We start from the raw sequence: 14,356 nt of genomic DNA, 5'->3' as shown, positions 1-14,356 counted from the left end.
GCCGTCACTGCATCGGGCGGTTACCGCGTCAGAAGCGGTAGCGGCCCTGCACGTAGAAGGTGCGTGGCGCAGCCACCATGCGGCCGGCGTTGCCATCGACGTTGCGGGTGTACCAGCGCTTGTCGGTCAGGTTGTTCACGCCCAGCGCGATCTCGCTGTCGTCCAGCCCCGGCACCTGCCAGGCCACCTGCGCGTTCCACAGGCGCACGCCCGGCACGCGGCCCACGCGCGCGTCAGCGGTTTCTTCCCAGGTGTTGGCGGCATCGGAGAACTGGCCGCTCTGGTGGGTGCTGGAGACATTGAAGGTCCAGCCGGCCAGTGCGTAGCGGGCGCCGACGCTGTCGGTGTCGCGCGAGTAGAAGGGCACGTCCAGGCCGCGGTTGTCACCGGACTGCTGGATCGCCTGGGTCCAGGTGTAGTTGGCGTACAGCTCCAGCCCGGCCAGCGCACTGTCCTCGGCGAAGTGGTACTCCAGCGCGCTCTCCACGCCCTTGTGGTCGGTGGCGCCGATGTTCTGGAAGGTCGGCGGGGTGATGCCCGGCACCTGCAGGATCTGGTTGTCGAAACGCATCTTGAACACGGTCACTTCCGCGCGCAGTGCGCCGTCCTGCCAGCGCGCGCCGAGCTCGGCGGTCTTTGCCACTTCCGGATCGAGCGGATTGCTGGCGGTCTGGGAATTCAGCTGGATGTTCTGCACCGGCCCGAACGAGGTGGTGTAGTTGCCGAACACAGTCAGCCGCGGCGTCAGCAGGTAGGCGATGTTGAGCGAGGGCAGGGCCTTGTCGTTGCGGCTGCTGAAGGTCGCCGTGCCACCGGCCTGGCGGCGGTCCATGTCGATCCATTCCATGCGCACGCCCGGGGTGATCCGCCACTGGCCGATCGCGATGCGGTCGTCGATGTAGAACGCATGGGCATCGGTCGCGTTGTCGAAACGGGTGGTGGCACTGGCTACGCCGGTGCGGCGGCTGACGGTGTAGCTGCGGTCGTTGCCGCGTTCGCGCAGGAAGCGGTAGCCGGCGGTGATGTCGTGCACCGTGCTGCCCCAATGCAGGCGCTGGGTATAGCGCGGCTCGATGCCAAGCACGCGGTAATCGCGCGGCTGCACGGTCAACTGGGTATTGGCCGTGTTGATCAGCGAGCTGGCGCGGCTGCTTTCGTTGTAATAGGCCAGCACCTCGAATTCGCTGTTGGCCGACAGCGTGTTGGTGTAGCCCAGGTCGATGCCGGTGCGGTGGCCCTTCCAGAAATCGGTGGAGCGGGTGTTCTGGAACGGGTCGGCCTCGTACTGGGCGCGGGTCAGGCCGCCCGGCGTCAGCGAGCGCACATCGTAGTACGACAGCTTGGCACGCAGTTCCTGCTGCGCGTCGATGGCATAGGCGAACTTCAGCGCCAGGTCGTTGAAGCGGTCATCGCTGCCCTGGCGCCAGCCACGCCCGTCCTGGCCGGAGTACAGCAGGGCCGCGCCCAGGCCGTTGTCGCCGGTGCCGCCGAGGAAAGCGTTGTACTGGGTGCTGTCACCGCCGCCATGGTCGTAGGCGGTGTAGCGCACGCCCGCTTCGCCGTGCAGGCCTGCCTCGGTGGGAATGGCACGGGTGCTGAAGTTGATGATGCCGCCCACGTTCTGCGGGCCGTAGCGCACCGCGCCGCCGCCGCGCACCACGTCGATCGATTCGATGTTGGACAGGCTGGTCGGTGCGAACGACAGCTGCGGCTGGCCATACGGCGCTACCGCCAGCGGTACGCCGTCCAGCAGTACGGTCGAGCGCGGCGAGTAGCGCCCGGTCAGGCCGCGCACGCCGATGTTCAGCGAGACCGAGCTGCCGGCCGTACCGGAGTTGTCGGTGACCTGCACGCCGGGGATGCGGCGCATGGCATCGCCGATGCTGGCCGCGCCGCTGGCCTCGATGCGCTGGCGGTCGACCACCGTGCGCGCGCCGGCGAAGCGCTTCACGCTGTCATGCAGGCCGGTACCCAGCCAGCTGCCAGAGACCTGGATGCTGTCGAGCGTGGTAGCGCCGTCCTGGGCGAAGACGCTGGCGGCCGGAAGCAGGCACAGGGTGAGGGCGGCGGCCAGGGGCAGGCGGGCCGGTTGCAGGGCGTGGATGGGCATCGGTGCAGGCTGTGGAAGGTCGTAAATGAGAATTATTGCTGATTCGATTCGCCAATGGAATGCGCGTCGGGTTCATGCCGTTGACCCGGTGGTAGAGTGGGCGATTGCTTCCTGACTCGCCGAGATCCGCCATGTCCCAAGCCGCCTTCTACCCCGTCGGAATCCCTGGCCAGCCGTGGGGAGCGGCGGAACGGGAGCTGTGGCGTGGTCGCCAGCAGCGCCTGCGTCGCTATGACCAGGAGGTGCTGCCGCGCATCGAAGCGCTGGCCTCGCGTTTCGACAAGGTGGCCTATGGCCAGCTCGACTACGCTGGCGAGACCTATACGTTGTTCGCCCTGCGCAGCCGCGACTGGAACCCGGCGCTGCCCGCCGCGCTGGTTACCGGTGGCGTGCACGGCTATGAGACCAGTGGCGTGATGGGCGCGCTGGAGTTCCTCGAAAAGCACGCCGCCGACTATGCCGGCAAGGCCAACCTGCTGGTGGCGCCGTGCGTGAATCCGTGGGGCTTCGAGCGCATCAACCGCTGGAACTTCGATGCGATCGACCCGAACCGCAACTTCCGCGCCGATGGCCCGGCCCGCGAGTCGACCGCGCTGATCGAGCTGGTTGCACCGATCAAGGGCCAGTTCGTGCTGCACATCGACCTGCACGAGACCACCGACAGTGATGAAAGCGAGTTCCGCCCGGCGCTGGCCGCGCGTGACGGCAAGCCGTTCGAGCCGGGCCTGATTCCGGATGGCTTCTACCTGGTGGATGACAGCGAGGCCCCGCAGCCGGCCTTCCAGCAGGCGGTCATTGCCGCCGTGGAGAAGGTCACCCATATCGCCCCCGCCGACGACAAGGGCGAGATCATCGGTTCGCCGGTGGTGGCCCATGGCGTGATCGAGTACCCGCTGGTGAAGCTGGGCCTGTGCGCCGGCATTACCGGCGCCAAGTACACCACCACCACCGAGGTCTACCCGGACAGCCCGCGGGCAACCCCGCAGCAGTGCAACGACGCACAGGTGGCAGCGGTGTGCGCGGCACTGGATTACGCGTTCGCCCATCGCTGACAGATAAAAAGGGGACGGAGGGGATTAAGTCGTTTGTGCCCCAGTACCGCCGGGGCACAAACGACTTAATCCCCTCCGTCCCCTTTTTCACCCCAACGCGTCGGCCCACCAGAGTGCGGCTGGGCCTGGCGGCGTGTCGCGTCGCCACAGCAGGTCGCTGTGGATGCGCCGCGGCCAGCCCGGCAGCACCAGTTCCACCAGCCGCCCACGGTCATAGCGCTGCACCAGCGCCCGCGGCAGTTCGGCCCAGCCGATGCCGTCCTCGGCCATCTCCATCACCATCAGGTAATCGGTGGCGGTCCAGGCCAGGCCGGTGACCAAGCGGGTCTGATCGACTTCCGCGCTCAGGCGCACCTGCCGATGCCGTGCCAGTTGTGCGGCGGCGCGGCGCCCGGCGCTGGCCAGCGGGTGTCCGCGCGCCACGTACACCGACAACTCGCTGTGGTGCGCCAGCGGCCGCGCCACCAGCCCATCGGGATAGCGCTCCTGCCTGGGCAGCAGGCCCAGCGCGGCGCGGCCGCTGCTCACCCGTTCCAGCACGTCCTCGCCTTCGGCATCCAGCCACTCCAGCTCGATCTCCGGGAACGCTTCGGCGAAGCGCTGCAGGATCCGCTGCTCCGGATCCAGCTGGTAGACATCGGAAAACACCACGGTCAGGCGCGGCTCGACCGGCGCGGACAGGCGCACGCTCAACTGCTGCAGGCGCGCATCGGCGGCCAGGATCTCCTGTGCGTGGCCCAGCACCTGGCGCCCGGCCTCGGTCAGCCGCGGGTAGCGCCCGCTGCGGTCGAACAGGCTCACGCCGAGGTCGGCTTCCAGGTGGGCAATGGCGGTGCTGACCGTCGACTGGGTCTTGCCCAGCCGCCGTGCCGCGGCCGAGAACGAGCCCAGCGCGGCGGCTTCCACGAAGGCCTGTAGGGATTCAGGGGAATAGGGCATTGATCCATCGCTCCTGTCGATGGAATCCATTTTGATACCACCGTAAAAGGCGATGATACTAACCCCCGTCGCCCCTGTCTGCGAGGGGCGTTCCGGACCCTCCACGCGCGGCGTGGATCCATTGATGAGGCGGCGCGGTCCCCGTCCTGCAAGGAGTTTCACATGTCCCGTACTGTTCCCGCCCGTGGCGCGCTGGTCGCCTGGGCCTGCCTGACCGTGGCGATCGTCGCCGAAGTGGTCGGCACCTCGTTCATGGCCCACGCCGCCCGCGATGGCGGCTGGACCGGTTATCTGATCATGGCCGGTGCGCTGGCGCTGTCCTACTTCTTCCTGGCGCAGTCGGTGCGTCGCATCGCGGTGGGCGTGGCCTACGCGGTGTGGGAAGGCCTGGGCCTGACCCTGCTGACCGTGGTCGGCCTCACCGTGTTCGGCGAGAGCCTGTCACTGCAGCAGCTGGCTGGCCTGGTGCTGGCGGTGGTGGGCATCGTCTGCGTCACCCTCGGGGAGGCACACTGATGAATACCCTGGCTCTGTTTTTCGTGATCTGTTCGGCGCTGATCGATGTCGCCGCGAACATGATGGTGGCCAAGTCGGAAGGCTTCCGCCGCTGGCGCTGGGGTGTCGCCGCGATCGTCATGGTCTGGATCGCCTTCGCCCTGCTGGGCCAGGCGGTGCGTTACATGGACCTGGCCACCGCCTATGCGATGTGGGGTGCGATCGGCGTGATCGGAACTGCCACCTGCGGACGCCTGTTGTTCGGCAACCGCCTGCGTCCGATCGGTTGGATCGGCATCGGTCTGGTCACTGCGGCGGTGCTGCTGCTCAGCACCGCCAAGTAGCAACGGGTCTTTTCGCGGGCGTGGCGGCACCGGTGCGGGCGATTTGCGAAGTCGCCCGCGCTCGCCGACACTGCGGCTTTCCACAAGGAGTGCCCGCATGTTCAGCCACATCACCGTTGGAACGAACGACATGGACGTCGCGCATCGCTTCTACGATGCCCTGTTCGCCGCGATGGGGGCACGTCCGGGTGTGTTCGACGAAAAGGGTCGGCTGCTGTACTTCAAGGATGGGCGGATGTTCGGCGTGACCGCGCCGATCGATGGGCAGCCAGCGTGCCATGCCAACGGCGGCACCATCGGTTTCAGTCTGGGCAGTGCAGAGGCCGTGCGTGCCTGGCAGGAAGCTGGCGTGGCTCACGGTGGTACCGCAATCGAAGATCCGCCCGGCGTCCGCAACATGTCCGGTCGGCAGGTGTTTCTGGCCTATCTGCGTGACCCGGATGGCAACAAGCTGTGTGCGGTGCATGTAATGTCGTGATCGGACAGGATGCGCGTGGCCGCGCCGCGGCCCGCGCGGGCAAGGTTGCGCTCCGGCGCGCGCGTGATAACACGGAATGGTGGGCCGGGCCTGTGACCACAGGCCGCAACTTCATGCTCTGTCCACTGCGGTTCAGCCAGAATCGGTCGGCTAACCCTTTGATCTACCGGAGAACGCCGCCCCATGGATGTACTGGAGCCGCAACAATCCCCGGTGCGCACCCTTCGGCCTGTGTTCGCCTTCGCGGCGATCGTTGTCGTGGCGTTCGCGCTGTTCGTCAGCCTGTTTCCGCTCGGTGCGGGCCGCCTGCTGGTCAAGGCGCAGGACTGGGCCGCACTCAATGTCGGCTGGTACTACCTGCTGGCGATGACCCTGTACCTGGTGTTCGTGGTCGGTGTGGCGCTGTCCAAGTATGGTGGCATCAAGCTCGGCGCCGACCATGATGAGCCGGAGTTCAGCTATCTTTCCTGGGCCGGCATGCTGTTCGCCGCCGGCATCAGCATCACCCTGTTCTTCTTCTGCGTCTCCGAACCGCTGACCCACTACCTGCAGCCGCCGCAGGGCGAACCGGCGGCGGGCGAGGCCGGGGCGCGCCAGGCCATGCAGCTGCTCTTCCTGCACTGGGGCCTGCATGGCTGGGGCGTGTTCGCACTCGCAGCGATGGCGATGGCCTACTTCGCCTATCGCCACAACCTGCCGCTGGCGCTGCGCTCGGCGCTGTATCCGCTGATCGGCAAGCGCATCAACGGGCCGATCGGCTACACCGTGGACGCGCTGGGCATTGTCGCCACCGTATTCGGCATCGGCGCCGACATGGGCTTCGGCGTGCTGCACCTCAACGCGGGCCTGTCGCACCTGTTCAACATCCCGCACTCCAACCTGGTGCAGATCATCCTGGTGGTCAGCATGATGGGCGCGGCGGTGGCCGTCGCGGTTTCAGGCGTGGAGAAGGGCGTGCGCTGGATGGCCAACATCAACATGCTGCTGGCGATCGCGCTGGTGCTGTTCATGCTGTGCGCCGGCCCCACCCAGTACCTGCTGAGTACGCTGATGCAGAACCTGGGCGACTACCTGGGCAGCGTGGTCGGCAAGAGTTTCGATGTGTACGCCTATGGCGGCCGGCCGGAATGGCTGGGCGGTTGGACGGTGTTCTACTGGGCCTGGTGGATCGGCTGGGCGCCGTTCGTCGGCCTGTTCATCGCGCGCATCTCGCGTGGCCGCACCATCCGCGAATTCGTGTTCGGCGTGCTGCTGATCCCGCTGGGCTTCACCCTGGCCTGGCTGTCGATCTTCGGCAACAGCGCGCTGGACCAGGTGCTGCACCACGGCCAGCAGCAGCTGGCGCAGCTGGCGGTGGATGACCCACCGACCGTGCTGTATGCACTGTTGGATGGCTACCCGTGGAGCCGCACGGTGATCGCGGTGACCGTGCTGGTCAGCTTCATCTTCTTCGTGACGTCGGCTGATTCGGGGGCGGTGGTGTTGTCCACGCTGTCCTCGCACGGCGGCGCGCCGGAGGATGATGGTCCGCGCTGGCTGCGCGTGTTCTGGGGCACGGTGATCGCGGTGCTGACCGCCGGGCTGCTGCTGGCCGGCAGCATCGATGCACTGAAATCGGCGGTGGTATTGGCCTCGCTGCCGTTCTCGGCGGTGCTGCTGCTGATGATGTGGGGCCTGACCCGCGCCTTCAGTGACGAATCGCACCGCAAGCGCGCGCTGCAGTACCGGCCCTCGCCGCTGATCGGTGACGATCGCCACCATCAGGGCTGGCGCCAGCGCCTGAGCCAGGCCATGCACTTCCCGGTGCGCGACCAGGTCTACCGCTTCATGGATGACACGGTGAAGCCGGCGATGGAAGCGGTGGCCGAACAGCTGCGCGGGCAGGGCTGGGACGTGGCCACGCGCTTCGAGCCCGGCGACATGGAGCTGACGGTGAACCATGGCGAGCAGCAGGATTTCCTGTACCGGGTGATCCTGAGTGGCTACCTGACCCCGTCGTTCGCCGCGCAGCAGCTGCGCAACCAGCGCTACTACCGCGCGGAAGTGCATCTGTTCGAAGGCAGCCAGGACTACGACCTGGTCGGCTACAGCCGCAAGCAGATCATCAACGACATCATCAGCCAGTACGAACGGCACCTGCAGTTCCTGCACCTGAGCCGGTGATGCGGTGGGTGCGGACCGTTGGTCCGCACACCCCAGCAGAGCCGAGCCCATGCTCGGCTTCCTGTTGCCGAAGAGCAGCCGAGCACGGGCTCGGCTCTACAGGTGGCGCATCAGAACCGGTAGCGCGCGCCCAGCGAAACGAACTGCCCGCGCAGGTTGTACTGGCTGATGTCGAAACCGTTGGAGCCGCCGGCCGGGTCGAACGGCGGGTCCTTGTCGGTCAGGTTCAGCACCGACAGCGACAGCGTGGTGTTGGGAATGCCTTCGTACGCCACGTACAGGTCCAGCTGGTGATACGGCTTGACGCGGTCGCGCAGGCCCGGATTGCTGGTGGCCGTCGCCACGCGCTGGTCGTAGCCGCTCACGTACTGCAGGCTCAGCGTGCTGCTCCAGTCGCCCACCGCCCAGTTCAGCGAGGTGGTGCCGCGCGTACGCGGCAACGCGCCGTGGCGATTGTTGCCAGCCCCCTCATACGGCGCCTGACCGGCTACCAGCGGTTGCTTGAAGCTCAGCAGGTGGGTCCAGCTGCCGGCCACGGTGAAGTTGCCCCAGCCCTCGGTGCGGAAGGTGTGGTTGGCGTCCAGGTCCAGCCCGGAGGTGGTCAGTTCGCCTTGGTTGGCGTACTGGTTGGTGATGAACTGGATGCGCCCCTGCGCATCACGCTGTACACGGCCGGGGAAGAGCGTCGGGTTGTCGACGATGAACTGCGCGCTGTCCGGCTTGACCAGGTTGTCCTGCTCGATGCGGTACCAGTCCAGGCCGATGCTGGTATCGCCATCCGGTGACCACACCGCGCCCACGTTGAAGTTGCGCGAGCGTTCGGCCTTCAGGTCCGGGTTGCCGGTGCGGATGTTGGTCACGCCACGGCTGCCACCGGGCTGCAGCGGATCCAGCGGATCGATCACCGAGCCGTAGCTGACGGTCTGGCCTGGCGCGATTTCCGGCAGCGAGGGGGCGCGGAAGCCGCGCGAGAACGAACCGCGCAGCAGCAGGCTGTCCAACGGCTGCCAGCGCAGCGCCAGCTTCGGCGAGAACGCCTTGCCGAAATCATCGTAGTGGTCGCCGCGACCAGCCACCTGCAGCTCAAGCGTGCGGTGCAGCGGCACGCTCAATTCGGCGTAGGCGGCGCTGACCTGGCGCTCGCCGTTGACCACGTTGATGGCCGGGCGCAGTTCGGTGCCCGACAGCACCTGTGCACTGGTGCGCGCATCCAGTGACTCCTTGCGGAACTCGGCACCCCAGGCGAAGCCGACCGCACCGGCCGGGAGGTCCCACAGCGAGGTCGAGGCCTTGACGTTCAACGCGTGCAGCTTGTACCAGCCTGGCCGCTTGGTCTGCAGGCGCAGTGCATCCAACGCGCCCGGCGTGCTGGACGGATTGAGGAAGTTGTAGCTGCCATCGCGCAGGATCTGTTCGAACGCGTAGCGGTTGACGAAATTGTCGACGTACTCGCGCTGCGCGCTCTGCGAGGTCAGCGCCGCCGCTTCCCAGTCCCAGCGCTCGCCACTGCCACGCACGCCGGCCAGGGCACGGTAGAACACCTGGGTGTTGTCCTTCAGGCGCGGGCCGAGGTCGAAGAAGGTGTACTCGAACGGCAGCGGCGTGCTGCCCGGGTTGTTCGGGTGGCCCACCGGCAGCACCGCCGGCACGTCGACAAGCGTGCCGGTGGCCGGGTTGTAGGCACGCAGGCCAGGGCCCACGGTGAGCGGCGCGCTGAAGATCTGGTCGGCCTTGTTGTGGCTGTACAGCACATCGGCGAAGGCTTCGACGCTGTCGTTGAAGCGGTAGGTCGCGCTCAACGACGCCTGCAGGCGCTCGGCGCCGGGCTGCAGGGTCTTGAACGGCTGCGCGTTGAAGGCGCAGGCCTGGCCGGGCAGGGTGCTGCCGAAATCGCTGTAGGGGCGCAGCTGGCTGCCCTCGGGGCAACTGGCGAACGGTTGCGGCGCGCGCGGGTTGGACAGCCAGTTGCCACCGGCAGTGGACCAGCCGGCCAGGCGGCCGCCGGGCCTGTCGCGGAAATCGCCGCTGCGGGTAAAGGCGCGCTGGTCTGCATCGAGCCGATCGCGCTTGAGCAGGTCCAGCCCGAACAGCACGTTCCAGCCCTGCTGTTCGAGGTCACCGAAGCCGGCCAGCAGGTTGGCCTTGCGTTCGTCCAGGCCGCCCTGGGTGGCGGTACCGAAGCCGCCGCCGACTTCCACGCCCTGGAAGTTCTTTCGCAGGATGATGTTGATGACGCCGGCGATGGCATCGGAACCGTACACCGCCGAGGCGCCATCCTTCAGCACTTCGATGCGTTCCACCGCGCTGATCGGCAGCGCGTTGAGGTCGACGAAGGTGTCCTGCGTGTTGAGCGCGAAGCCGAAGTTGGACACGCGATAGCCGTTGACCAGCACCAGCGTGTTCTTCGGCGACAGGCCGCGCAGGCCGATCGATGCAGAACCGGCGGCGAAGCTGCCGGTGTACTGCTCGTCGAAACTGTTGCCGGCATTGGCCGACAGGTTGCGCAGCACGTCGGTGAGGGTGGAGCGACCGGTCTGCTCGATCTGTTCGCGGCTGACGATCTGCACCGGGTTCGGCCCGGCGGTGTCGCTGCGCTTGATGTTGGAGCCGGTCACCAGCACGGTGCCCAGGGTGGTGCTGTCCTTGCCGGCATCGGCGGTTTCAGCGGCGCCGGCAGCGCCGGCGGTGAGGCCCAGCGCGATCGCGCCGGCAAGCAGGTTCAGGGTGGTGCGGTACATGGAAGCGACAACGCCGAACGGGGGAGGAGCCGTCAGTACCGCATGCAGGCAAGTACGCCTTCCAATGACGAAAGCGCATTCAGTTATACATCACAGGTTCTTAACGAACCGACTCGATGGGTGCGGACCGTTGGTCCGCACTCCTCCCCGGGGTCAGATCCCTTTCCAGCGGAAAGGGATCTGACCCCGGTTGTCCTACCCTCAAGGCCGCAGCAGCACCTTGCCATTGCGGCCAGAACCGGCGCCCGCCTTCGCCGCCTGGGCGATGTCGTCCAGTGCGAAGATCTGCTCCACCGGCAGGGTCAGTTCGCCGCTGGCCGCACGATTCAGCAGCTCGCCGACCAGCCGGCGCTTGTCCTCCACCGCCATCGCCTGGCTGACTTTGCTGCCCCAGAAGCCCTTCACCGTGGCCTCCTTGTAGATCAGGCCACCGGCGGGAATGCGCATCGGCTCGCCGCTCATCACCCCGAACGACACCAGGGTGCCGTGGTGGCCAAGCAGGTCGACCAGGTCACCGCTGGCGTCGCCGCCGATGGAATCCACCGCGGCCGCGGCCTGTGCTTCGCCGGTCGCTTCACGCACGCGATCCTTCCAACCCTCCACCGAGGTGTCGAACACATGATCGATGCCCAGCGCCTGCAACTGCGCGACCGCATCGGCATTGCGCACCAGGTTGGCCACATGCACGCCACGCGCCCGCGCCAGCATCGCCAGCGACTTGCCCACCGCGCCGTTGGCGGTGTTCTGAACGATCCACTGGCCTGCTTCGACGTGCAGGAATTCCAGCAGCATCAGCGCGCTCAGCGGCATGGCGATCAGCTGCGCGGCCATTTCGTCGGGGATCGCCTCGGGCATCGGAATCACCATGCGTGCCGGTGCAATGAACGCTTCGGCCCAGGTGCCATGCACCGAGGCGGCGGCCACCCGCTGGCCGATCTGCAGGCCGTCGACGCCTTCGCCGAGTGCATCGACCACGCCCAATGCTTCACTGCCACCGATCGCCGGCAGTGTCGGCTTGTAGCCGTAGAGGCCGCGCACGGTCAGCAGGTCGTGATTGTGGATCGAGGCCAGCACGGTGCGGATGCGCACCTCGCCGGGGCCGGGCTCGGGGAGGGTGGCATCGGCAATGGCGAGGACGTCGGCCGGGTTGCCGAAGGAAGGGTACTGGGCAGCGCGCATGAGCGGTGTTCCGCGGAAAGTTGATGTTGTACCGAACTGGGGACGCAGGCGCTGTCGACAAGGCGCCGCAGGTGCAACACGGCATCCTGCGACTGATCGTCGCGGCATGTCGTGATTGCCGCATCTTGTGTTGACGGTTCCGATTATCCCCACTATGTTGTGGTCGTCACTCCCGGTCAGCCGCCGCCGCCGGACACGCAGCAAACGTCCCGCGGCCCGCCCCTGAAGGCTTGCCGTGTCGACGCGGCCGCCATCGTGCGGACCCAGATCGCCCCCACGGCCCGGATACCGGCCGCAGGCGCAGGCTGTTGCCGACGATCTGGTGTTCCCGCGCTTTGGCATCCCACCCCGACCGCCCCGTGCGCCGGTATCGCGTGCAGGGCCGCCATGGCATCGACCGCCAACGCGCGTGCGAGCCTGGAGCTTCACCACCATGACCGACAGTACCTTCCGCGTGGCCGATCTGGCCGGCGCTGGCGACGCCTTGCGCGCCGGTGGCGAGCGCGTGCCGACCTGGGTCACCAAGGAGGCCGGCGACCGCCGCCTGCCATTCGACGCCGAGCGCCTGCAGCGCAGCATCGATGCGGTGCACGCCGAGTTCCCGCAGCTGGATGTGAGCGACTACCGCCGCGTGGTGCAGGCAATGGTCGAGCGCAAGCCCAGCATCAGCGCCGATGACCTTGTCGATCTGCTGATCCGCGAGGCCGAATCGCGCGTGGACCTCGTCGCGCCGGAGTGGGAGCAGTTTGCCGCGCGCATCTACCTGCGCCGCCTGTACAAGCGTGCCAGCCGCAACCGCTTCTACGATGTCGGCCTGAAGTACGGCTCCTACGTGGGCCTGCAGGAAAGCCTGGCTGACCGCGGCATCTACAGCAACGACATCCTGCGCTGCTACTCGAAGGAAGAACTGCAGCAGGCCGGCGGGATGATCGACCCGGAACGCGACCGCCTGTTCGCCTACAACGGCCTGTACCTGCTGGCGACGCGCTATCTGGCCAGCGACCGCAGCCGCGAGGTCTATGAGCTGCCGCAGGAGCGTTGGCTGACCATCGCGCTGTACCTCATGCAGGAAGAAAAGCCGCGCGAGCGGCGCATGCAGCTGGTCGGCGAGGCGTACTGGGCGCTGTCCAACCTGTACATGACGGTGGCCACGCCGACCCTGGCCAACGCCGGCAAGGTCGGGGGGCAACTGTCCAGCTGCTTCATCGACACGGTGGACGACAGCCTGCAGGGCATCTATGACTCCAATACCGACATCGCCCGCGTGTCCAAGCACGGCGGCGGCGTGGGTGCCTATCTGGGCTATGTGCGCAGCAGCGGCGCGCCGATACGGGGCGTGCCCAATTCCTCCGGCGGCGTGGTGCCGTGGATCAAGCAGCTCAACAACACCGCAGTGTCGGTCGACCAGCTTGGCCAGCGCAAGGGCGCGGTGGCGGTGTACCTGGACATCTGGCACCGCGACATCGAAGCCTTCATGGACCTGCGCCTCAACAACGGCGACCAGCGCCTGCGCGCGCATGATGTGTTCACCTCGGTGTGCGTGCCGGACCTGTTCATGGAAGCAGTCGAACGCCGTGCCGACTGGTACCTGTTCGACCCGCACGAGGTGAAGCAGGCCAAGGGCTGGTACCTGCAGGACTTCTACGACGAGAAGCGCGGCGCGGGCAGCTTCCGCGACCGCTACGCCGAACTGGTGGCCGACGAGCGCATCAGCCGGCGCACGGTGAAGGCGATCGATCTGTTCAAGCGGATCATGCTCAGCCAGCTGGAGACGGGCAACCCGTTCCTGTTCTACCGCGACGAGGTCAACCGCCGTAACCCGAACAAGCACGCCGGCATGATCTATTCCAGCAACCTGTGCACCGAGATCCTGCAGAACATGAGCCCGACGCGGATGATCCAGGAGATCGTCAGCGGCGACCAGATCGTCACCACACGCCGCGCCGGCGACTTCGTGGTCTGCAACCTGTCTTCGATCAACCTCGGCCGCGCGATCCGTGCGCCGGATGACCTGCTGGCCACCGATGTGCTGGAGCGCCTGATCCCGATCCAGGTGCGCATGCTGGACAACGTGATCGACCTCAACGCACTGCCGGTGCCGCAGGCCACGATCACCAACCGCAAGTACCGCGCCATCGGACTGGGCACGTTCGGTTGGCACCACCTGCTGGCGCAGCAGGCGATCCAGTGGGATTCACCGGATGCCGAACAACTGGCCGACCGCCTGTATGAGCGCATCAATTTCCTGACCATCCAGGCCAGCGCGCAACTGGCGAAGGAAAAGGGCAGCTATCCGATGTTCACCGGCAGCGATTGGCACAACGGGCGTTACTTCCGTGACCGCGACTACACTGGCGCCGCATGGGACAGCCTGGCGCGCGAGGTCGCCACGCACGGCCTGCGCAACGGCTGGCTGCTGGCGGTGGCGCCGAACATGAGCACCGCGCAGATCGCCGGTTCCACCGCATCGATCGACCCGATCTACAGCGCGTTCTACTACGAGGAAAAAAAGGACTTCCGGCGGCCAGTGGCAGCGCCGGGGTTGTCGCTGGAAACCTGGCCGTACTACGAGAAGGGGGCGTACAAGGTCGACCAGTTCGCCAGCGTGCGCCAGAACGCGCGTCGCCAGCGCCATGTTGATCAGTCGATCAGCTTCAACCTGTACGTGCCCAGCACGATCCGCGCCAGCACCCTGCTGGAGCTGCACCTGAGCGCCTGGCGTGAAGGCCTGAAGACCACGTACTACGTGCGCTCCAACGACATCGACATCAGCGAATGCGAGTGGTGCGCCAGCTGACCGCTGTAGCGCCGAGCCCACGCTCGGCTCCGACGCGAAGAGCAGCCGAGCATGGGCTCGG

At 66.9% G+C, this 14,356-nt stretch carries 10 protein-coding genes; 6 read left to right on the top strand and 4 right to left on the bottom strand.

Annotation, left to right across the window (positions count from 1 at the left end; translation table 11 throughout):
• Nucleotides 1-28: 28 nt before the first annotated feature.
• A complete protein-coding gene (locus QP609_RS12280) occupies nucleotides 29-2,110 on the bottom strand; it encodes a TonB-dependent siderophore receptor (RefSeq protein ID WP_169410399.1) in 2,082 nt (693 codons plus the stop codon).
• A 131-nt stretch (nucleotides 2,111-2,241) separates the two neighbouring features.
• On the opposite strand from QP609_RS12280, the gene QP609_RS12275 reads away from it, so the two are divergent.
• Nucleotides 2,242-3,162 (top strand): M14 family metallocarboxypeptidase, encoded by a 921-nt coding sequence (locus QP609_RS12275; RefSeq protein ID WP_197621554.1) that lies wholly within the window; start codon nucleotides 2,242-2,244, stop codon nucleotides 3,160-3,162.
• Nucleotides 3,163-3,249: 87 nt separating this feature from the next.
• Here the strand turns inward: QP609_RS12275 and QP609_RS12270 are convergent, their stop codons facing one another.
• A complete protein-coding gene (locus QP609_RS12270) occupies nucleotides 3,250-4,101 on the bottom strand; it encodes a LysR family transcriptional regulator (RefSeq protein ID WP_049407431.1) in 852 nt (283 codons plus the stop codon).
• Nucleotides 4,102-4,263: 162 nt separating this feature from the next.
• On the opposite strand from QP609_RS12270, the gene QP609_RS12265 reads away from it, so the two are divergent.
• The 4 genes from QP609_RS12265 (at nucleotide 4,264) to betT (ending at nucleotide 7,581) form a co-directional block, all read left to right on the top strand.
• Nucleotides 4,264-4,617, top strand: a complete 354-nt coding sequence (locus QP609_RS12265; protein WP_010485170.1) for an SMR family transporter — start codon at nucleotides 4,264-4,266, stop codon at nucleotides 4,615-4,617.
• The gene (locus tag QP609_RS12260) at nucleotides 4,617-4,940 is read left to right on the top strand and encodes an SMR family transporter (RefSeq protein WP_014647443.1); all 324 of its coding nucleotides are present in this window, start codon (nucleotides 4,617-4,619) and stop codon (nucleotides 4,938-4,940) included. The genes QP609_RS12265 and QP609_RS12260 overlap by 1 nt, the downstream gene beginning before the upstream one ends.
• A gap of 97 nt (nucleotides 4,941-5,037) precedes the next feature.
• The gene (locus tag QP609_RS12255) at nucleotides 5,038-5,418 is read left to right on the top strand and encodes a VOC family protein (RefSeq protein ID WP_046431075.1); all 381 of its coding nucleotides are present in this window, start codon (nucleotides 5,038-5,040) and stop codon (nucleotides 5,416-5,418) included.
• 183 nt (nucleotides 5,419-5,601) lie between these two features.
• Entirely contained in the window at nucleotides 5,602-7,581 is a 1,980-nt protein-coding gene (betT, locus tag QP609_RS12250) for a choline BCCT transporter BetT (RefSeq protein ID WP_046431073.1), read from the top strand.
• Between the two features lie 110 nt (nucleotides 7,582-7,691).
• On the opposite strand, the gene QP609_RS12245 is transcribed toward betT, so the two are convergent.
• The gene (locus QP609_RS12245; RefSeq protein ID WP_197621412.1) at nucleotides 7,692-10,319 is read right to left on the bottom strand and encodes a TonB-dependent receptor; all 2,628 of its coding nucleotides are present in this window, start codon (nucleotides 10,317-10,319) and stop codon (nucleotides 7,692-7,694) included.
• A gap of 201 nt (nucleotides 10,320-10,520) precedes the next feature.
• Entirely contained in the window at nucleotides 10,521-11,498 is a 978-nt protein-coding gene (locus QP609_RS12240) for a zinc-binding dehydrogenase (protein WP_014647439.1), read from the bottom strand.
• 433 nt (nucleotides 11,499-11,931) lie between these two features.
• Between QP609_RS12240 and QP609_RS12235 the strand changes: the two genes are divergently transcribed.
• On the top strand, nucleotides 11,932-14,295 hold the full coding sequence (locus QP609_RS12235) for a ribonucleoside-diphosphate reductase subunit alpha (protein WP_197621732.1): 2,364 nt from the start codon (nucleotides 11,932-11,934) through the stop codon (nucleotides 14,293-14,295).
• The last annotated feature ends 61 nt before the right edge of the window (nucleotides 14,296-14,356 follow it).

It is taken from the genome of Stenotrophomonas sp. 8(2023) (genome assembly GCF_030345295.1).
GTDB classification, from domain to species: domain Bacteria; phylum Pseudomonadota; class Gammaproteobacteria; order Xanthomonadales; family Xanthomonadaceae; genus Stenotrophomonas; species Stenotrophomonas muris.
This window is presented reverse-complemented; position numbering and strand designations above follow the sequence as displayed.